Here is a 20,351-nt window from a genome sequence, read left to right on the forward strand (position 1 = left end):
TTGTTAATTACGGTAACGATTAATTACGGCCGGTGCCACGATCTGCATAACCAGCACCGATAAATAAGTCAGGCCAAGCGGAAAGAATGCCGCTTTAAACACGCCTAACGCCACCACTAACAGTGCAATGGTGATAAATACCTTAAGCGCCTCACCAATCGCGAACGACCAAGCCACACGCCCATCAGCAGGTTTGTGTGACTGATGACGTAAGGCAAACAGCACAAACAAGACATTCGGTAACCAGGCTGCCAATCCCCCGCCTAATGCAGAAGCGGCAGCGTTGACGCTATTGAGGCTGAAAACAGCACTCAACAAAGCAAAAGTCACTAACTGTAACAACAGCAGCCTTAGGGCCACTTTTCCGCTGTAAAGGGATACAGGCATGACGTTTGCTCTCTCCGTACCTTTTCAGAGGTATACCGAATGACGTATAAAACTGCCTTTACACCACTGAGTCAAGCAGCAAAAAACGAGCAAATTATACGGGTCATACCTGCGAATTCAATCGATAAGTAGCGAAAAGGTGAACAATTATTTAAATTTCTTTCTGAAGCCCCATTTTTACTAACAATCATCCCTGATCATATCTGGTGTAATTAATTTCTAAAGCCCTCTAATCTGTGATGCGACTCACATAAAAGGCTTTGCGACTATTTATAACAGAACATGTTTTTTTTTGTCTTTAGCAAAATAAGTCATTTATTTTATTTAAATTCAATAATTTATAAAAAAAACCATTCAAAAAACGCAATAAACAACGTTTCAACCACCTATTGACATTATTGATATCGTTTTTTTACTCAATTAACACAAAAATAACTAAATTTTGATGCCAATCATTTATTTTCGCTCGTTATTATTTAGCACGAAAGTAAAAGGGAGCCACTGAAAAAACGAAGATGTAAAATTTCAGTGATCGCTATGGGTTCTAGAACGATGCCACCCACAGACAAGGTGGCAACCTGACACGCAATATTTAGTTATAATTTTTTTGATAAAAAACAAAATCAGTTTGGTTTAAGCACGACTAAATGTCGCTCACCTTCCAGATCGGGAACAGATAAGCGAACAACCAGATCCAGCAAGACACCTTGTGGTAAAGATGACAATTCATCTTCTGGAAGTACGCCTTTTAGAGCATAAAACCGCCCTGTTGGTTTAGCAGGAAGATGGCTGCACCAGTTAATCATATCCTGTAGAGAGGCGAACGCTCGGCTAATCACCCCATCAAAAGGCGGTTCTGCCGGAAATTCTTCAACGCGACTCTGTACTGGCGTGATATTTTCAAGCTGTAGTTCATGCTGTACCTGACGCAGGAAGCGAACACGTTTACCCAAACTATCCAGCAAGGTGAAATGCGACTCAGGGCGAACGATAGCCAATGGAATCCCTGGCAGCCCAGGCCCTGTTCCCACATCGATAAAACGCTGTCCGTGTAAATGCGGCTCAACCACGATACTGTCCATGATGTGGCGGACCAGCATTTGCTGCGGATCGCGTACAGACGTCAGGTTATAAGCTTTATTCCACTTATTCAGCATATCAACATACTGTATCAGAAGATTTTTTTGCTTATCTGAAATCACAATGCCAGCCGCATTTAGCAGATTATCGAGTGTGTTGCGCACAATAAGATCCCGATGAAAAATATGAAGTTAATAATAAAAATAGCCGGATAACCGGCTATTTAGGAGATAAGTTTACCTTAAATCAGGCGCTACGGCGTAGCAGACCCTGTTTTTTAAGCCAAATCAGCAGGATTGAGATCGCCGCTGGCGTAATACCGGAAATCCGTGAAGCTTGACCGATCGACGACGGTTTGTGATCGTTCAGTTTGGCAATCACCTCGTTGGACAACCCGTTAACCTGCTTGTAATCCAGATCGGCTGGCAGCAACGTATTTTCATTACGCAGCTGTTTCTCGATTTCATCCTGTTGACGAGCAATATACCCTTCGTATTTAACCTGAATTTCAACCTGTTCGGCAGCCTGCTCGTCGGTTAATCCCGGTGCAAACAGCGGTAGCGCAGTAAGCTGAACGTAATCAACTTCTGGACGACGCAAGAGCTCTTCACCATTTGCTTCACGCGACAAGGGGGTTTTCAGCAGTGAATTAACCTGATCTAGCTGCTCAGATTGCGGGTGAACGTGAATGTCACGCAAACGCTGGCGCTCTTTCTCAATACTTTCAAGCTTCTCGTTGAAATGTGCCCAACGGCGATCGTCGACCATTCCCAGCTCACGACCGATTTCAGTCAAACGCAGATCGGCGTTATCTTCGCGCAACATCAGACGATATTCGGCACGCGACGTAAACATACGGTAGGGTTCTTTTGTCCCCAGCGTACAGAGATCGTCAACCAACACGCCGAGATAAGCTTGATCGCGACGCGGTGACCATCCTTCCTTATCGGCAGCCAGTCTCGCTGCATTCAGCCCTGCCAACATGCCCTGTGCAGCGGCTTCTTCATACCCTGTCGTGCCGTTGATTTGTCCGGCAAAGAACAGGCCATGAACAAATTTGTTTTCCAGCGTCGGCTTCAGATCGCGGGGATCGAAGAAATCGTACTCAATGGCATAGCCAGGTCGGACAATGCGAGCATTTTCCATACCGGTCATTGAACGAACAATCTGCCACTGAACGTCGAACGGCAAACTGGTTGAGATCCCATTAGGATAAATTTCGTTGCTGGTCAGGCCTTCTGGCTCAAGAAAGATCTGATGCGTGTTTCGATCGGCAAAACGCATGACTTTATCTTCGATCGAGGGGCAATAACGCGGGCCGATCCCTTCGATGATCCCGGCATACATCGGGCTGCGATCCAGATTATTACGGATCACATCATGGGTTTTTTCGTTGGTATGCGTGATATAGCACGGCATTTGCGCTGGGTGCTGACTCGCGTTACCCAGGAATGAAAAAACCGGCATTGGGTTGTCACCGTGCTGTTGTGCCAACACGCTAAAATCGATGGTTCTGGCATCAATACGTGGCGGCGTACCGGTTTTCAGGCGGTTGACGCGCAGAGGCAATTCACGCAGGCGGCGCGCGAGTGGAATGGAAGGCGGATCGCCTGCACGCCCACCGCTGTAGTTATCCAGCCCAATGTGAATTTTACCATCAAGAAAAGTGCCGACCGTTAATACAACAGTTTTTGCTCGGAATTTAAGTCCCATCTGGGTCACAGCACCAACGACGCGATCGTTTTCTACGATCAGATCGTCAACCGCCTGCTGGAAGATCGTTAGATTTGGCTGATTCTCCAAGGCGGTGCGTACGGCCTGACGATAAAGCACGCGATCTGCTTGTGCACGAGTGGCTCTGACCGCGGGACCTTTGCTGCTGTTTAGTATCCTAAACTGTATACCTGCCTGATCGACGGCACGCGCCATCAACCCTCCCATGGCATCGATCTCTTTAACCAGATGGCCTTTCCCAATACCGCCGATCGCTGGATTACAGGACATTTGTCCTAGCGTATCAATATTGTGTGTGAGTAAAAGCGTCTGTTGGCCCATTCGCGCAGAAGCCATAGCCGCTTCTGTTCCGGCATGACCGCCACCGATCACGATGACGTCAAATGGATCTGGATAAAACATGGTACTGCTCCTCGCATTATTGCGAATGATGAGTGGTAAACGATCGTTATCTGCCCTGGGGTGGGGGATTCTACTCAACTTTGAGCCAACGACCAAGCCCGTTGGATTCTCGTTAATTAAAGAAAGATCTTTTTATTTAAAGATCTCTTTATTAGATCTTTTATTAGGATCGTCATGTTGTGTGGATAAGTGATTATTCATATTAAAGATCAAGAGAATGCTGATGATCCTTACCTGTGAATGATCGGTGATCCTAGTCAGTATAAGCTGGGATCTAAATGTGGGTTTATGCACAGGACAAAAAACATACTCGGGTTGTTATTGGGATAACTACTGCTTTTACACCTAAATTAAGCATAGTTATCCACATTCAACTGCTGAATATTTCATCTTATTTGAGTAAATTAACCCACGATCCTAGCCATTCCTCTGCTGGATCTTCTGGAATTTGATGCTGAGTGATGTCGATCTCGAGGATTTCACCGATCCGTTTAGCGCCTAACTGAGTGAGTACACGATCTGCCGTTTGGATCGCACCACAAAACGTATCGTACTCTTTACTGCCGATCCCTACTGCACCGAAACTCACTTGAGAAAGATCGGGCTTTTGCTGTTCCAACTGCTCAAACAGCACTTTCAGGTTGTCTGGAAATTCTCCAGCGCCGTGCGTAGACGTCACTACCAGCCATACACCGCTTTCAGGCAGCGCATCAAGCGTGGGGCCATGGAGAGTTTCAGTGGAAAAATCATCCTTTTCCAGCAGTTCAGCCAAATGCTCTGCCACATATTCGGCGCTGCCAAGGGTACTGCCACTGATTAAGGTAATGTCTGCCATAGCGATCCCATCCGATAAAAGACGGGACATTGTACGCTGTGATCTGGCTGGGATCTACCTGTGGATAATATGGGTATAGGAAAAAGACATTACGGCGCGATCGTCCGCATAATGGGGTTTTGCAAGGAGATGAGTGTTTCAGTGGACTGAATTTCATCAATTGTTTGGATCTTGTTGATAAGTACGTGTTGCAGCGCTTCGATCGAACGGCACATGACCTTAATAAAGATGCTGTAATGCCCGGTGGTGTAGTAGGCCTCGACCACTTCTTCCAGATTGTTCAGTCTTTCCAGCGCTGAGGGATAGTCTTTAGCACTTTTCAGTATGATGCCGATAAAGCAACATACGTCATAGCCCAGCTGTTTTGGATTCACGTCCAGACGCGTACCGACAATGATGCCCGCCTGCTTCATTTTCTCCACCCGAACGTGGATCGTCCCCGGACTGACGGAAAACTGTTTTGCCAGTTCGGCATAAGGCGTGCGCGCATTTTCCATTAAGGCGGAAAGAATGCCGCGATCGAGATTATCGATCTGATAAATTTCTGCCACTTTGAGCCTCCTATTTTAGCGAATAATGATTTTATACCGCTCTAAAATGACGGATTAAAAGCACAAGTGCAATTTATCCATAAGATTATTGAATGACTGGCAGTTTTTATTGCTTAATGAATAACTAAATACGATGAATAAGAGACGCGGCAATGAAAAAGCAGTACATCGAAAAACAACAGCAAATCAGCTTCGTTAAGTCTTTCTTCTCCAGCCAGCTGGAGCAGCTTTTGGGATTGATTGAAGTCCAGGCACCGATTCTCAGCCGTATCGGCGATGGCACGCAGGATAACTTGTCCGGTACGGAAAAAGCGGTGCAGGTTAAGGTTAAAGCCCTGCCAGATGCCACATTTGAAGTCGTTCACTCACTGGCGAAATGGAAACGTAAAACGCTGGGGGCGTATGATTTTAGCTTCGGCGAAGGCATCTATACCCACATGAAGGCACTGCGCCCAGACGAAGATCGCCTGAGCCCGATCCATTCCGTTTATGTCGATCAGTGGGATTGGGAACGCGTGATGGGAGAGGGCGAGCGTAATGCCGAGTATCTGAAATCGACGGTCACGCGTATTTATCAAGGCATTAAAGCAACTGAAGCTGCGGTACACCAGGCGTTTGGCATTCAGCCTTTCCTGCCGGAACAGATTCATTTTGTGCATACCGAAACATTGCTGAAGCGCTATCCCGATCTGGATGCGAAAGGGCGTGAGCGAGCGATTGCGAAAGAGCTCGGTGCCGTCTTCCTGATTGGGATTGGCGGTAAGCTGTCCAGCGGTCACTCTCACGATGTGCGTGCGCCGGATTATGATGACTGGACGACGCCAGGTGAGCAGGAATTAGCCGGTTTGAACGGTGATATTGTCGTGTGGAACCCGGTGCTGAACGATGCATTTGAGATTTCATCCATGGGAATCCGCGTGGATGCAGAGGCATTAACACGCCAGCTGGCGCTGACGCAGGATGAAGAACGCTTGAAGCTGGAATGGCATCAGGCACTGCTGCGTGGCGAGATGCCGCAGACAATCGGTGGGGGAATTGGTCAGTCTCGCCTTGTCATGCTGTTGCTACAATTGTCACACATTGGTCAGGTTCAGTGCGGCGTGTGGCCACAGCCGCTGCGTGAATCAGTTTCCGGCCTGCTTTAATAAGCCTTGCCGTGCTGCCAGCGGCGCATTAAGCGGCTTTTTAACCCGGTGTCAAAGCGCCAGATATGGTCAAAGATGTGCATGATGCCGGGTTTGCCATGATCGGACATCGCTACAGCATGAAAACGATGCTGTAGCTGTTTCTGACGGCTTTTCACCTTGTTTACTACCTCATCCGGCAACCGCTGGGCAATAAAATCTGAAATTACCACCGCATCGGCATCATGCCAGAGTGAATCGTCCATCTTATCCAACAATGCTGACAGACAGGCGCTCATATCCGTGCCTCCACGGAAGGACTGGCTGAGAAAGCGTATAGCCTGTTCTAAGCCGTCTGTAGATGTGAGCTCATATTTCACTACACCAGTGGAAAATAGCATGATGTAGCAACGGCGATTGTCGGCGAGTGCGATACGCATCAGCGCCAGACAGAAAGCTTTGGCACAGCGTTCATTAAAGCCGCCCATCGAGCCTGAGGTATCAACGCAGACGATAAACGGGCCGCGTGGCTGCTGTTCGTTTTGTTGGTGAACCACTGGCCGCTCGGTAACTTTCTCGCGCCAGCTTTCACCTTGTAAGCGATAGGTCAGCAGCCGGTGTTCCAGCAGGCGACGATAAAATTCGTATTCCAGTTCACTAATGCCCAGTGTGGCTAACTCAGTGGGCATCAGACGCAAGATATCATCGCTCTGATGCACGCCGCTCACCTGCTCGGGAACAGTGGCAGGTTCCCGTACTCTTACTCGGAAGGCTTCTTGTGGTGCTTCCTGCGTAAGGATGGATTTGGTCTCCCGGCTGCGTCCCAGGCGTTCCGCCAGTTTTTGTAGTGCAGGCTGACGTTGCAGGAAAGCACCGAAATCCAGTAATGGGCGGGGATCGGTGTGGATACGCTGCGCTGCGCTAAGATCCCAGAGCCGTCCAGCTGCGTTTTCATTCTCTGCCAAAACCGGTTCGAGTTTGCCACTCAGGGTCAGGCGCTGTTGCAGTTCATCCAGCAGGATTTCCCGTTCCTGATCCATCAATTGCTGATGTAGTGAAACGGTTTGCAATGTCAGGCTCAGCCGCCAGCGCTGAAGAAAGAGCGCATGGAGCCCACTCGTTATCTTCTGCCCTAAGGTTCTCTCCGGAGAGGTGATGAGCTGTGAGGCCTGCATCAGAAACGGCGATTCCACGGTGTTTAACGTATTCATAATCGCAGGCAGGCGTGTCTGAAAAGCCTGGTTATCGATCGATTGTGAACGTTGGTAGCAGCTAAATTCCCTTTCCAGCTCTGGCGGTACCTGCGTGGTGCGCAGGCGCTGCTTTAAGGTTTCTTTCCAACGAGGGAGATCGTTGAGCAACGCGGATTTCAGGCTGGGATACTTTTCGAAGAAGAAAGCGAGCTGCGGTGTTGCCAGTAGTGTGACGACAAGATCGTCCAACAGCTCGTTTTCATCGATAGACAGTAGCATTTCCAGTGATTCCAGCGTGATCATCGGCGTTATTCCTGTTGCTCTGATTGCTGGATCTGCTCGGCAACCTGTTGCAGGCTGGCTTCTATTTTCGCCAGCCATTCACCAGGGACGAACAGGCAGGGCTGATGCTGGCTGAATAAGCGACGCTGTTCGCGCAGTTGCATGTTCAGCTTTTCATATTCATCAGTAATTTCGGCAGGAAGCGCACAGTCGCGTTTTTCCGGTAGAGAAAGAATAGAGGATTGCAGGCTGATATCGCGGATAGTCAGATGCTGGCGATCGTCCACCAGCAGATCGAGACGTTGGGTAAAACCAATGCCGTTGAGCTTACCCCGGATCTCTCCCCCTTTTTGCAGCCAGCCTTGCAGGACATTTTTATCAATGATCAGATGGTTAACTTCAATATCGTGCAGGATCAACGGGCGTTGCAGCACAAGATCCAATGTTTCAGTTGCGATCGTGTCAGGCAAGGTGTAATGGAATTTGCGACCCAGAAAATGCCCTTGTTTCTCTACGGAAAATGCCTGCAATTCACTTTGCTCACGCTGGTATTGCTGGCGTTTAGTATTCACCTGCTGAAGACGGAACAGCAGGCTTTTTTGTTGATAGGCGTGCTCGGTAATCAACAGCTCAAGCTGGCGTTCGATGAGTGTCAACGTGCTTTGGTCATGCCAGAGACAGTCTTTCAGCAGAATAATATCAACTGGCGTGATGGCATCCCGACCGCAGAAAAACGCGCTGGCCTGAAGTAGGCGCAAGGCTTTCTTCCAGCGTCGATCGGAAATATAGGGCGCTTGCTCCAGCGCATCAAGCTGCTGGCGCAGCGTGTAAATCAGCTCGAAGCCAACTTCTGGCAGCGAGATGTGCTCAATGTCCTTCTGCCATTGTTGGTACTCTTCATTGCTGACGCTGAGAGCGGGTGGTACGGGATTATCGCGATCGCTACTGTTATTCACGAGCAGTGCACGGAAATTCTGTTTTTCCTGCACGCGATCGAGCCATAGACGGATAAGCATTCGGTCATAAAGCGCTTCCAGACCGCCGTCTGCCTCTGGCAGTTCATTCGAGGCCGCGACCAATAGGCGCATGGGGATAGTGTCTTCGCTGTTGCCATTACGGAAACGCCGTTCATTAATGGCCGTTAGCAGGGTGTTTAAAATGGCGGGGCCTGCTTTCCAGATTTCGTCCAGAAATACGATTTCAGCTTCTGGCAGATAACCAGCAGTTAAGCGCTGGTAGCGGCCTTCATCTTTTAGTGCCTGAATGGACAGGGGGCCGAACACCTCTTCCGGGGTGGAAAAGCGGGTCATCAGGTACTCAAACGCATTCGCATGACGAAACGCGAATTTAAGACGCCTGGCGATCATACTTTTGGCGATACCTGGTGGACCCAACAGAAATACGCTTTCCCCGCTCAGTGCCGCCAACAAACAGAGGCGAATCGCGTGCTGTCTTTCGTAGAGCCCATGTTCTAGCGCATGGCTGAGGCGAGAAATTCTTTCAGCCAATGCCGCAGTTTGACGCATAATTAATCCGTTAGTCCCATGATGTGATGTACTGAAATCGTTTATTTTTGAATCCGACGGCTTGGCTGAAAGGGGGTCTCAGAAAAACCCTACTTTAATAAAGACAATCGTAATAATAAACGGCAGATCACAGATTTTTATTAGAATACTTTTACGGATTATTACACCCTAACGGGGTAAGTAAGCAATAAACGACCTTTTACAGGATGTTTCGTGTACAGGTGGATCGCACAATAAAAATGGGTTTTTACCCTGATTTGTGCATACTGTGCGCTTTTGGACGAGTTGTTGTGAATGACGCGCTTCGCGGACTGATTAATAACAGAAGATAGGTTTATGAGCTCAGAACATAAACGTTCGCTTCCGGCTGTCACGCTGGCGGCCATCGGGGTGGTTTATGGAGATATAGGAACCAGCCCTCTTTATACGTTAAGGGAATGTTTATCAGGGCAGTTTGGTTTTGGGGTCGAGCCTGATTCGGTCTTTGGCTTTCTTTCACTGATCTTTTGGCTATTGGTTCTCGTTGTTTCGCTGAAATACCTGACCTATGTGATGCGTGCCGACAATGCGGGTGAAGGCGGAATTCTCACATTAATGTCGCTGGCTGGGCGTAATACCTCCGATCGCATGACGTCCGTGTTGGTTATTATGGGATTGATCGGCGGCAGCTTCTTCTATGGGGAAGTGGTTATCACGCCTGCCATCTCGGTGATGTCGGCGATGGAAGGGCTGGAAATCGCCGCGCCGTCGATGGACAGCTATATCGTCCCGCTCTCGATTGTCGTTCTGACATTACTCTTTATCATTCAAAAACACGGCACAGGCAGCGTCGGCAAGTTGTTTGCGCCTGTGATGCTGATTTGGTTTTTAACGCTCGGCGTACTGGGTGCGCGCAGCATTATCGCTAATCCTGAAGTCTTGCAGGCCTTGAATCCGATGTACGCCGCTCGTTTCTTTATCGAATACAAAGCGGTGTCGTTCTTCGCACTGGGCGCGGTGGTGCTAGCCATTACCGGTGTCGAGGCGCTGTACGCCGATATGGGCCACTTCGGTAAATTCCCTATTCGTCTGGCGTGGTTTACGGTAGTGCTGCCGTCGCTGGTATTAAATTACTTCGGGCAGGGCGCGTTGCTGCTAAAGAACCCCGAGGCGATCAAAAACCCGTTCTTCCTGTTGGCACCTGATTGGGCGCTAATTCCGCTAATGGTGCTGGCGACTCTGGCGACGATCATTGCCTCGCAGGCGGTGATTTCAGGCGTTTTCTCCCTGACGCGCCAGGCAGTGCGGTTGGGCTATTTACCGCCGATGCGTATCGTACACACGTCAGATATGGAATCCGGTCAGATTTATATTCCCGCCATTAACTGGATGCTGTATATCGCTGTTGTCATCGTGATCGTCAGCTTCGAGCATTCGAGCAATCTGGCTGCGGCTTACGGTATTGCGGTAACGGGCACGATGGTGATTACCAGCATTCTGTTCTGTACGGTGGCGGTGAAAAACTGGCTTTGGAACCGCTATTTGGCATGGGTTTTTTTGGCAGGCTTGCTGATGATTGACCTACCCATGTTTTTGGCAAACGTGGTCAAGATCTTGTCCGGTGGGTGGCTACCGCTGGCACTGGGCATGGTGATGTTTATTATCATGACGACGTGGAAAAGCGAGCGCTTCAGGTTACTGCGCCGGCTGCATGAGCATGGTAATTCGCTGGATGCCATGATTGCGTCGCTGGAGAAATCCCCACCGACGCGGGTTCCTGGTACGGCGGTATATTTCTCGCGTGCGACGCGTGTGATCCCGTTTGCGCTGCTGCATAACCTCAAACACAACAAGATCCTGCATGAGCGCGTGGTGCTGTTGACCATGCGAACAGAGGATGCACCCTATGTATTGAACGCGCGACGCGTGACGGTTGAACAGCTTTCTCCGACGTTCTGGCGCGTGATTGCCAACTATGGCTGGCGTGAGACGCCGGATGTAGAGGAAGTCTTTCAGCGCTGTTGGCAGGATGGGCTGACTTGCCAAATGATGGAAACGTCTTTCTTTATGTCCAATGAATCGCTGATTATCGGTGAGCGCCCATGGTATCTGCGCCTGCGCGGCAAGCTATTCATGATGCTCAGCCGCAATGCGCTGCGGGCGGCGGATCAGTTTGAAATACCGCCGAACAGGCTGATCGAACTGGGGATACAGGTCGAGATTTAAGTGATCTCTCTGTACTCGCTATCATTAACACGTATGCAGCGACTCGTTGTTGGTTATTAGGGAAACACGGGGATGAGGTTCCCGCAGGGATACCTCGCCCCGTGGTCGACCGTATATCTCGATCTTATCCCAACACCTGAACGTAACATCCTACAGCTTCTACCAGTTAACCGACACAATCAGCCCGCCTTCGGGCTGATTGATGAATGTAACCCGCATGTGATGCAGCGTGGCGATGTTGTTCACGATGGAAATTCCCAGACCGCTGCCAGATTTTTCCTGCCCTGGTGGGCGATAAAAACGCTCGCCGATTCTTGCCAACGCTTCATCGCTGATGCCCGGTCCGCTATCGGCTACCTTAAATCCACGTTCCGTCAGCGTCAGATTTACCGTCCCCCCCTCATGGCTGTAGCGGATGGCGTTATCCAATAGATTGCGCACTAGCAGCGTTAGCAGCAGCGGATGACCCTGCCGGATAACCTGAGTATCCGGTAAGTCCAGCGTGAGTTCGATACCTGCGGTTTGTGCCGTGTGGTAATGTGCGATTGCCGCCTGTTGTAGCAGTTCATTGAACTGAACGGGCTGCATCCCCTCGGGATGTGATCCTGCATCCAGTCGCGACAGCGTCAGGAGCTGATCTACCAGCCGGGTGGCGCGATCGATACCTTTATCCAGATTCATTAATGCATGGCGACGCATGGCCTCATCGTCATGCGCTAACTGTGCGACTTCGGTTTGAACTTTCAGCGCCGCCAGCGGGCTACGCAGTTCGTGAGCGGCATCGGAGGTAAAACGGCGTTCCCGAACCAGCATGTCGCTGATACGGGAAAACAGATGGTTTAATGCGTTAATCAGCGGGCGAACTTCTTGCGGAATGTGCTGCGTTGCCAGCGGGGTGCTGTCATCGGGGGAGCGCTGCTGAAGCTCAGCGGCAATTTGTTTTAGCGGCGAGAGTTCGCGTGTTACTAGCCAGAACAGCAGTGCCAGCATGATCGGCAGCGCAAACAGCCAGGGCATCAGGTTGGTTTTTACAATATCCAACGCCATATCCTGACGGTATTCCCATTCCTGACCCACCGCAATCACGTAACGATTATCCTCCGTCGTCAGCCAGACGATGCGCCAGGCGTCATTGTCATCGCGCAGTTTGCCGTCGGTGAAGCCGCTGTGCTTATAGTCAAAAATGAAATCTTTGCCGTTCTCACCGTCGTTCAACACCATTTTCCCATCGTGGGTAAACATGGCGAAGGCCAGTGCATCATCATCCTGTTTACCTCGGTCTTTATGTACCAGACTTTTGGTCTTGGGCAGAGAAGTTGATTGGATTCGCAATTCATCGGGATTCATGGTGGCCAGACGTTTGGCAAACAACATTTGCTGGGTATCAAAGAGTTCATTGATGTTATGGCGCGTTTGAGACCACGAAAGCAGACTGGCTACGCCCCAGCACATCACTGTCAACAGCGTAAAACCCGCCACCAGGCGTAAACGCAGGCTGAGTCGGTTCATGGTGCGTCCCCCAGAATATAGCCAATGCCATGTACGGTACGGATAAACCCGCTGCCCAGTTTTTTGCGCAGGTGGTGGATATGCACTTCGACCGCGTTGCTGGAGACATCATCATCCCACCCGTAGAGCTTTTCTTCTAACTGCACACGTGTGAGTACGCGGTTGGGATTGAGCAAAAACAGTTCCAGCAGCGCCAGTTCGCGGGATTTTAATATGAGAGGCGCGTTGTTAAGCGTGACGCTCCGAGAGCCCGGCTCAAGGGAAACTGAGCCGTGCGTTAATGTGGGTTGGAGCTGACCGTGACGGCGGCGAATCAGTGCCTGTAGGCGAGCGGCGACTTCCGTTAGTGCAAAGGGCTTACATAAATAATCATCGGCACCCTGTTGCAACCCTTCCACGCGTTGTTCCAGCGCATCGCGGGCGGTCAGAATCAACACTGGTTCATCATGTCCAGCCTGACGCCATTGGCGTAGGATATCCATCCCATCCATACCCGGCAGGCTGAGATCGAGCACCACCGCATCATAAGGGGCGGCCTTTAATGCGGCAGCACCCGCTTTACCTTCCGTAAACCAGTCAATACTAAAGCCCAGTTTGGTCAACCCTGCTTTTAGACCATCACCGATCAGGCGATCGTCTTCAATTAACAATATTCTCATGGCTGCCTCGCAGGGAATGTACCGCTGTCGTATTTACGTCTTTCCCGGTTTTATACGAAATCGTGGGGTGATGTGTACAGGACAAATCGCTGAAATCGGGCGATTTCGGCAAGATAAAAAAATAAAAATGCAAAGGATGACTCCTTAAGATTCTGTTAAGAACGGTTTGTTTTAATCCTTCTCGAAGACCGATTACTCCCGCAGGTTGACTGCGAAACGACAGGCAAATAAGGAAGGTAAAATATGAAAAAAGCAGCTGCGTTATTCGCCATTACCGCTCTGGTTTCTGCACCCGTATTTGCTGCACAAAGCGGCGGTGGTTTCGTTAACCCGGAAACACCTGCGGTTGGCACACATAAAGGGGGATTCATCGATTCACAGAACACCCTCACCACGGTAGCTAAGGCTAAAGATCTGCGTGACGACAGTTGGGTTACGCTGAGTGGCAATATTGAAAAACGGATTGGTGATGAGAACTATCTGTTCCGCGATGCGACGGGCACGATAGACGTTGAAATCGATCACAAGCGTTGGAATGGTCAGATGATTTCGCCCACGGATAAAGTGGAAATCCAGGGTGAGTTGGATAAAGACTTCAATTCAGTCGAGCTGGATGTGAAGCAGATCCGTAAACTCTAATCTGTTATCTTCAATTGTCGAATGGCGGGCTATTTCCCGCCATCTCTCTATTTATCAACTATCTACGTCCGTCATTTTTCACGTTGCCAGCATTTATTCACACAAGCGATCGGCTTGGTTAAGCTCACCGAGATACCTTTCTTTGCCATCTTCCTGAAACCTGAATTATCTAGGGTAGATAACCACATTATGTTGTCTTTATTTTTTGTTAGCGAAACGTTTCGATAGTGATCACATTTTTTTTATTTCTTCATTGCCTTTCTCTCTTCTTTTTCTAGAATATTATCAGCGAAACGTTTCGCTGGTGGGGTGAGAGATGAAAAAAGCAGCATTATTGAATTCAGATATTTCTTCCGTGATTGCTCGGCTGGGGCACACCGATAGCCTTGTTGTTGGTGATGCTGGTTTACCGATTCCAGAAACGACGACCCGTATCGATCTGGCGTTGACACACAATGTGCCAACGTTTTTGCAGGTGGTTAATGTTGTCACCAGTGAAATGCAGGTCGAGGCCGCTATTCTGGCGGAAGAGATGATTGAAAAGAACCCCGCGGTCCATGACGCATTACTCGATCAATTGAAGCAACTTGAACAACACCAGGGAAACTCAATTGCATTGCACTATGTCAGCCATGAAGAATTTAAAACCCAAAGCGGCAAAAGCCGGGCCATCATTCGCAGCGGAGAGTGTTCACCGTATGCCAATGTCATCCTTTGTGCTGGCGTAACGTTCTGAGGTATCAATGCAACCTTTACTGCAACTGCAAGGCATCACGAAATCTTTTCCGGGCGTTAAAGCGCTTTCCGGTGCGGCACTCAATGTCTACGCGGGAAAAGTGATGGCGTTGGTGGGCGAGAACGGTGCGGGCAAGTCCACCATGATGAAAGTCCTGACCGGGATCTATCGTAAAGATGCCGGCAGCATCCATTTTCTGGGGCAAGAGGTGGATTTCAACGGGCCGAAAGCGTCTCAGGAAGCAGGTATCGGTATTATCCATCAGGAGCTTAACCTGATTCCCCAGCTCACGATTGCCGAGAATATCTTCCTCGGTCGTGAGTTTACCAACCGTTTCGGGCGAATTGATTGGAACAAGATGTATGCTGAAGCCGATAAACTGCTGAAACGCCTTAATTTGCGCTATGACAGTCGCCGTATGGTGGGGGATTTATCGATTGGCGATCAGCAAATGGTGGAAATTGCCAAAGTACTGAGCTTTGAATCGAAAGTCATCATTATGGATGAACCCACCGATGCCCTGACAGATACCGAAACTGCTTCGTTATTCAGTGTGATCAAAGAGCTGCAATCTCAGGGATGTGGCATCGTTTATATTTCCCACCGTTTGAAAGAAATCTTCGAAATCTGCGATGACATTACCGTTTTCCGCGATGGTCAGTTTATCGGCGAGTGTCCGGTAAGCGACTTACAGGAAGATACGCTGATTGAAATGATGGTAGGGCGCAAGCTGGAAGATCAGTACCCACGCTCAAATAAAGCACCGGGAGAGGTTCGCCTTAAGGTACAGAACCTGTCTGGACCTGGCGTAGACAGCGTTAGCTTTACGGTACGGAAAGGTGAAATCCTGGGTGTCGCAGGGCTGATGGGCGCGGGTCGAACTGAACTGATGAAGATTCTCTACGGTGCGCTACCGCGTACTGGCGGCAATGTGACGCTTGATGGCCGTGACGTGGTGACCCGTAAACCGCAGGATGGTTTAGCCAACGGCATCGTTTATATCTCTGAAGATCGCAAGCGAGATGGTCTGGTGCTGGGCATGTCGGTAAAAGAAAACATGTCGTTAACCGCACTGCGCTATTTCAGCCATGCTGGCGGTCGTCTCAAACACGCCGAAGAACAGTTGGCGGTCGCTGACTTTATTCGCCTGTTCAACGTTAAAACGCCTTCTATGACGCAGCCTATCGGCCTGCTTTCCGGTGGTAATCAGCAAAAAGTGGCGATTGCCCGTGGCCTGATGACGCGCCCGAATGTCTTGATCCTTGATGAGCCAACGCGTGGCGTTGATGTGGGGGCGAAGAAAGAAATTTATCAGCTAATCAATCAATTCAAAGAAGAAGGGTTGAGCATCATATTGGTGTCATCCGAAATGCCCGAAGTCTTGGGAATGAGCGATCGCATCATTGTGATGCATGAAGGGCGCTTAAGCGGTGATTTCCCGATTGAGCAAGCAACCCAGGAAGCACTGATGGCTGCGGCCGTTGGTAAGCAATACGGCGCAAAGCAGGAGTAAGTCAGACATGAGTTCTCAATCTATCGCGGCAAAACGCTGGTTCAGCAAAGAGTGGTTACTGGAGCAGAAATCGCTGATCGCGCTCCTGATCCTGATTGCGGTTGTTTCCGCCATGAGCCCTAACTTTTTCACCTTGAATAACCTGTTCAATATTCTCCAGCAGACATCGGTAAACGCCATTATGGCTGTCGGTATGACGCTGGTGATTTTGACCTCGGGAATTGACTTGTCGGTGGGCTCATTGTTGGCGCTGACTGGTGCCGTCGCGGCTTCCATTGTTGGGCTTGAAGTGAATGCGCTGGTGGCAGTATTTGGTGCGCTGGCACTGGGGGCACTGATTGGCGCAGGCACGGGTATCATTGTTTCTAAAGGCAAAGTGCAGGCTTTTATCGCTACGCTGGTCATGATGTTGTTACTGCGCGGCGTGACAATGGTTTATACCAACGGTAGCCCGGTTAATACGGGTTTTTCCGACGTGGCAGATGCTTTTGGCTGGTTCGGTATCGGTCGTCCGTTGGGGATTCCGACGCCAATCTGGATCATGGCTATCGTCTTCGTTGCAACCTGGTACATGCTGCACCATACGCGCCTGGGGCGTTATATCTATGCGCTGGGTGGTAATGAATCCGCAACCCGCTTATCCGGTATCAGCGTTGATAAAATCAAGATTATTGTCTATTCCCTGTGCGGGCTGCTGTCTGCCCTGGCGGGAATTATTGAAGTTGCACGTTTGTCCTCTGCACAGCCTACAGCGGGTACAGGGTATGAACTGGATGCCATTGCAGCAGTGGTATTGGGCGGCACCAGTCTGGCAGGAGGCAAGGGGCGTATTGTTGGCACGTTGATCGGCGCACTTATCCTTGGTTTCCTCAACAATGGACTGAATTTATTAGGTGTTTCTTCTTACTACCAAATGATCGTCAAAGCAGTCGTCATTTTGCTGGCGGTTCTGGTAGATAACAAAAGCAGTAAATAACCTTCATTCACACAGGAATTGAGTTATGAATATGAAAAAGCTGGCTACTCTGGTTTCCGCTGTTGCGCTGAGCGCGACTGTCAGTGCTAATGCCTTGGCCAAAGATACGGTTGCTCTGGTGGTTTCTACGCTGAATAACCCGTTCTTTGTTTCTATGAAAGAGGGGGCGCAGAAAGAAGCTGACAAACTGGGCTATGAGTTGATTGTGCTGGATTCTCAGAATAACCCTGCGAAAGAACTGGCTAACGTTCAGGATTTAACGGTCCGTGGCACCAAAGTATTGCTGATCAACCCGACTGACTCTGATGCAGTAGGCAATGCGATTAAAATGGCTAATCAGGCAAAAATTCCGGTCATTACGCTGGACCGTGTCGCTAGCAGTGGTGAAGTCGTAAGCCACGTTGCTTCTGATAACGCTTTCGGCGGTAAAGTTGCCGGTGATTTCATTGCCAAGAAATTGGGTGAAGGTGCCAAGGTGATTCAGTTGGAAGGGATCGCAGGAACCTCTGCTGCGCGTGAGCGTGGGGCGGGTTTCATGAAATCTGCTGAGAAAAATAAATTCGCTATGCTGGCAAGCCAACCTGCTGATTTCGATCGTACTAAAGGGTTGAACGTGATGCAGAACCTGCTGACCGCACACCCTGACGTTCAGGCGGTATTTGCTCAGAACGATGAAATGGCGTTAGGTGCACTGCGTGCATTACAAACCGCAGGCAAAACAGATGTGCTGGTTGTGGGCTTTGACGGTACCCAAGATGGTGTGAAAGCCGTTGAGTCAGGCAAGCTGGCAGCAACGGTGGCTCAGCGTCCAGACCAGATCGGTGTAATCGGCATCGAAACGGCTGCGAAAGTGCTGAAAGGTGAAAAAACGCAGGCCATCATTCCAGTTGACCTGAAGCTGGTCGCTAAATAAGTAAAGAATAAAGCAGGGCTCGCGCCACCCGTTTGTGGTGGCGCATTATTAACGTAGCGGGATTCGACATAATGAAAACGGGTAAGCTGGTGGTGCTGGGCAGTATTAACGCTGACCATATTCTCAATCTTGAGCAATTTCCCCGCCCGGGCGAAACGGTGATCGGTGAACAATATAGTGTCGCTTTCGGCGGGAAAGGCGCTAATCAGGCCGTTGCCGCTGGCCGAAGTGGTGCGGATATCGCCTTTATTGCCTGCGTCGGAGAAGATGATATCGGCGCTCGCATTTGTCAGCAGCTCTCCAAGGACAATATTGATGTTTCTGCCGTTGAGGCTATCTCCGGGGAAACAACGGGCGTTGCGCTGATTTTTGTTAACGCTGAAGCAGAGAACATGATCGCAATTAACGCTGGCGCGAATGCAGCGGTGACGCCTGATTATCTTCATCATCATGGGCAACACATTATTGATGCTTCTGCATTGCTTATGCAGCTTGAATCGCCGTTGGCAACGGTTATTGAGGCAGCTAAACTGGCACATGAACACCAGACTAAAGTGATTCTCAACCCGGCTCCTGCTCGTGAACTGCCTGATGAACTGTTATCGCTGGTCAATATGATCACGCCGAATGAAACCGAAGCACAGTTCCTGACAGGAATTACGATTGAGACAGAAGAGGACGCCGCTCGCGCAGCACGGGTTCTGCACGATAAAGGTATCGAGACGGTTCTTATCACATTGGGTAGCCGTGGCGTATGGCTAAGTGAAAGTGGTCAAGGGCAGCGTATTCCGGGGTATCGCGTAAAAGCTGTGGATACTATTGCCGCTGGAGACACCTTTAATGGTGCGTTGGTTACCGCCTTGCTGGAAAACCGGCCAATGTCTTCTGCTGTGAAGTTCGCTCATGCTGCGGCTGCGATTGCAGTAACTCGCCGAGGTGCTCAACCTTCTGTCCCGTGGCGAGAAGAGATCGACGCATTTTTGCAAGCTCAGGGGTAATTTTTTGGCCACCATGAAAGATGTCGCCCGTTTGGCGGGCGTTTCTACTTCTACTGTATCTCACGTCATTAATAACAATCGCTTTGTCAGCGATACCATTCGCGAAAAGGTGATGAAGGCCGTTGAGGATCTCAACTATGCGCCGTCTGCGCTGGCCAGAAGTCTGAAAATAAACCAGACCCGCACTATCGGTATGTTGCTCACAGCCAGTAGTAACCCGTTTTATGCTGAAGTTGTGCGTGGCGTTGAACGCTGTTGTTATGAGCGGGGCTATAGCCTGATTCTGTGCAACACTGAAGGCGATCGCGACAGAATGAGTCATAGTCTTGAAACGCTGCTGCAAAAGCGGGTCGACGGCGTATTGCTGATGTGCACTGAAAGCCATCGTCCCTTACCTGAAATGATGAGCCGCTATCCTTCTGTTCCTATGGTCATGATGGATTGGGCACCTTTTGAAGGCGCTATTGATGTTATTAAAGATAACTCTTTGCTCGGTGGAGAGATTGCGACCAATCACCTCATTTCTCGTGGGTATAAAAAGATAGCCTGCATTGCGGGGCCGAAAGATAAGACGACAGCCTATAACCGACTGGAGGGTTATCGACAGGCGATGCAGCTCGCTGGGTTACCCATTCCCGCTGATTATGAGATTTTTGGTGATTTTGAATTTGAAACAGGTTACCGCGCGATGCAGCAGTTATTAGCGCTGGAAGATAAACCCGAAGCGGTGTTCACCAGTAACGATGCAATGGCTGTGGGTGTTTACCACGCTCTTTATCAGGCGGGGCTTTCAATCCCTCAAGACATGGCGGTTATTGGTTACGATGATATTGAACTCGCTCGCTATATGTCTCCGCCTCTCACTACGGTTCATCAACCAAAGGACGAGCTCGGCGAATTAGCAGTCGATACGCTGCTGTATCGTCTGGAACATCCAAATACTGAACCGAATGTGTTGGTGCTGACGCCGGAATTAATGGTACGTCAGTCAGTTCGGTAAGATTTTGGCTAAGAAAACGCTGAAAAATCCGGCATAACGCCGTCTTTTAATACGCTTTGCTGAAAAAATCCTCACTCAGAAATTATTTT

General features: G+C 49.7%; 18 protein-coding genes. 9 read left to right on the forward strand and 9 right to left on the reverse strand.

The window, feature by feature from the left end; genetic code table 11:
* Nucleotides 1-3: 3 nt before the first annotated feature.
* The 5 genes from atpI to asnC all read right to left on the reverse strand — a co-directional run bounded on the left by atpI (nucleotide 4) and on the right by asnC (nucleotide 4,989).
* Nucleotides 4-387 (reverse strand): F0F1 ATP synthase subunit I, encoded by a 384-nt coding sequence (atpI, locus tag A6301_RS18855; protein WP_048263438.1) that lies wholly within the window; start codon nucleotides 385-387, stop codon nucleotides 4-6.
* A gap of 623 nt (nucleotides 388-1,010) precedes the next feature.
* The gene (gene rsmG, locus A6301_RS18860; protein WP_107171127.1) at nucleotides 1,011-1,631 is read right to left on the reverse strand and encodes a 16S rRNA (guanine(527)-N(7))-methyltransferase RsmG; all 621 of its coding nucleotides are present in this window, start codon (nucleotides 1,629-1,631) and stop codon (nucleotides 1,011-1,013) included.
* A gap of 82 nt (nucleotides 1,632-1,713) precedes the next feature.
* Complete coding sequence (mnmG, locus tag A6301_RS18865; RefSeq protein WP_234258489.1) at nucleotides 1,714-3,603, reverse strand: tRNA uridine-5-carboxymethylaminomethyl(34) synthesis enzyme MnmG; 1,890 nt, start codon at nucleotides 3,601-3,603, stop codon at nucleotides 1,714-1,716.
* A gap of 391 nt (nucleotides 3,604-3,994) precedes the next feature.
* Nucleotides 3,995-4,438 (reverse strand): FMN-binding protein MioC, encoded by a 444-nt coding sequence (gene mioC, locus A6301_RS18870; RefSeq protein ID WP_107171124.1) that lies wholly within the window; start codon nucleotides 4,436-4,438, stop codon nucleotides 3,995-3,997.
* 89 nt (nucleotides 4,439-4,527) lie between these two features.
* Nucleotides 4,528-4,989 (reverse strand): transcriptional regulator AsnC, encoded by a 462-nt coding sequence (gene asnC / locus A6301_RS18875; protein ID WP_107171123.1) that lies wholly within the window; start codon nucleotides 4,987-4,989, stop codon nucleotides 4,528-4,530.
* Nucleotides 4,990-5,141: 152 nt separating this feature from the next.
* Between asnC and asnA the strand changes: the two genes are divergently transcribed.
* Nucleotides 5,142-6,134 (forward strand): aspartate--ammonia ligase, encoded by a 993-nt coding sequence (asnA, locus tag A6301_RS18880; RefSeq protein WP_205540593.1) that lies wholly within the window; start codon nucleotides 5,142-5,144, stop codon nucleotides 6,132-6,134.
* Here asnA and viaA read toward each other — a convergent pair.
* Complete coding sequence (gene viaA, locus A6301_RS18885) at nucleotides 6,131-7,609, reverse strand: ATPase RavA stimulator ViaA (RefSeq protein ID WP_107171121.1); 1,479 nt, start codon at nucleotides 7,607-7,609, stop codon at nucleotides 6,131-6,133. The genes asnA and viaA overlap by 4 nt on opposite strands.
* Nucleotides 7,610-7,614: 5 nt before the next feature.
* On the reverse strand, nucleotides 7,615-9,114 hold the full coding sequence (ravA, locus tag A6301_RS18890; protein WP_234258490.1) for an ATPase RavA: 1,500 nt from the start codon (nucleotides 9,112-9,114) through the stop codon (nucleotides 7,615-7,617).
* A gap of 336 nt (nucleotides 9,115-9,450) precedes the next feature.
* Between ravA and kup the strand changes: the two genes are divergently transcribed.
* Nucleotides 9,451-11,319 carry a low affinity potassium transporter Kup gene (gene kup, locus A6301_RS18895; RefSeq protein WP_107171119.1) on the forward strand — a complete coding sequence of 623 codons (1,869 nt, stop codon included), beginning with the start codon at nucleotides 9,451-9,453 and terminating at the stop codon, nucleotides 11,317-11,319.
* 159 nt (nucleotides 11,320-11,478) lie between these two features.
* On the opposite strand, the gene qseC is transcribed toward kup, so the two are convergent.
* Together qseC and qseB are read right to left on the reverse strand one after the other, a co-directional pair.
* Nucleotides 11,479-12,828, reverse strand: a complete 1,350-nt coding sequence (gene qseC / locus A6301_RS18900; RefSeq protein ID WP_215483297.1) for a quorum sensing histidine kinase QseC — start codon at nucleotides 12,826-12,828, stop codon at nucleotides 11,479-11,481.
* Nucleotides 12,825-13,487 (reverse strand): quorum sensing response regulator transcription factor QseB, encoded by a 663-nt coding sequence (gene qseB / locus A6301_RS18905; protein ID WP_107171117.1) that lies wholly within the window; start codon nucleotides 13,485-13,487, stop codon nucleotides 12,825-12,827. The genes qseC and qseB overlap by 4 nt, the downstream gene beginning before the upstream one ends.
* 243 nt (nucleotides 13,488-13,730) lie before the next feature.
* Between qseB and A6301_RS18910 the strand changes: the two genes are divergently transcribed.
* From A6301_RS18910 to rbsR, 7 genes are all read left to right on the forward strand, one after another.
* Entirely contained in the window at nucleotides 13,731-14,126 is a 396-nt protein-coding gene (locus tag A6301_RS18910; RefSeq protein WP_234258491.1) for a YgiW/YdeI family stress tolerance OB fold protein, read from the forward strand.
* Nucleotides 14,127-14,442: 316 nt separating this feature from the next.
* Nucleotides 14,443-14,862: a D-ribose pyranase gene (rbsD, locus tag A6301_RS18915; protein ID WP_107171115.1), complete on the forward strand. Its 420-nt coding sequence runs from the start codon at nucleotides 14,443-14,445 to the stop codon at nucleotides 14,860-14,862.
* Between the two features lie 7 nt (nucleotides 14,863-14,869).
* Entirely contained in the window at nucleotides 14,870-16,375 is a 1,506-nt protein-coding gene (rbsA, locus tag A6301_RS18920) for a ribose ABC transporter ATP-binding protein RbsA (protein WP_205540588.1), read from the forward strand.
* A gap of 7 nt (nucleotides 16,376-16,382) precedes the next feature.
* Nucleotides 16,383-17,351: a ribose ABC transporter permease gene (rbsC, locus tag A6301_RS18925; RefSeq protein ID WP_137742409.1), complete on the forward strand. Its 969-nt coding sequence runs from the start codon at nucleotides 16,383-16,385 to the stop codon at nucleotides 17,349-17,351.
* Nucleotides 17,352-17,376: 25 nt separating this feature from the next.
* On the forward strand, nucleotides 17,377-18,264 hold the full coding sequence (rbsB, locus tag A6301_RS18930) for a ribose ABC transporter substrate-binding protein RbsB (RefSeq protein WP_005976509.1): 888 nt from the start codon (nucleotides 17,377-17,379) through the stop codon (nucleotides 18,262-18,264).
* Between the two features lie 71 nt (nucleotides 18,265-18,335).
* Nucleotides 18,336-19,262: a ribokinase gene (gene rbsK / locus A6301_RS18935; RefSeq protein WP_107171112.1), complete on the forward strand. Its 927-nt coding sequence runs from the start codon at nucleotides 18,336-18,338 to the stop codon at nucleotides 19,260-19,262.
* Between the two features lie 4 nt (nucleotides 19,263-19,266).
* The gene (gene rbsR / locus A6301_RS18940) at nucleotides 19,267-20,262 is read left to right on the forward strand and encodes a ribose operon transcriptional repressor RbsR (protein ID WP_165800685.1); all 996 of its coding nucleotides are present in this window, start codon (nucleotides 19,267-19,269) and stop codon (nucleotides 20,260-20,262) included.
* Nucleotides 20,263-20,351 lie beyond the last annotated feature (89 nt).

The organism is Pectobacterium sp. IFB5596 (assembly GCF_021432585.1).
Taxonomy (GTDB): Bacteria; Pseudomonadota; Gammaproteobacteria; order Enterobacterales; family Enterobacteriaceae; genus Pectobacterium; species Pectobacterium punjabense.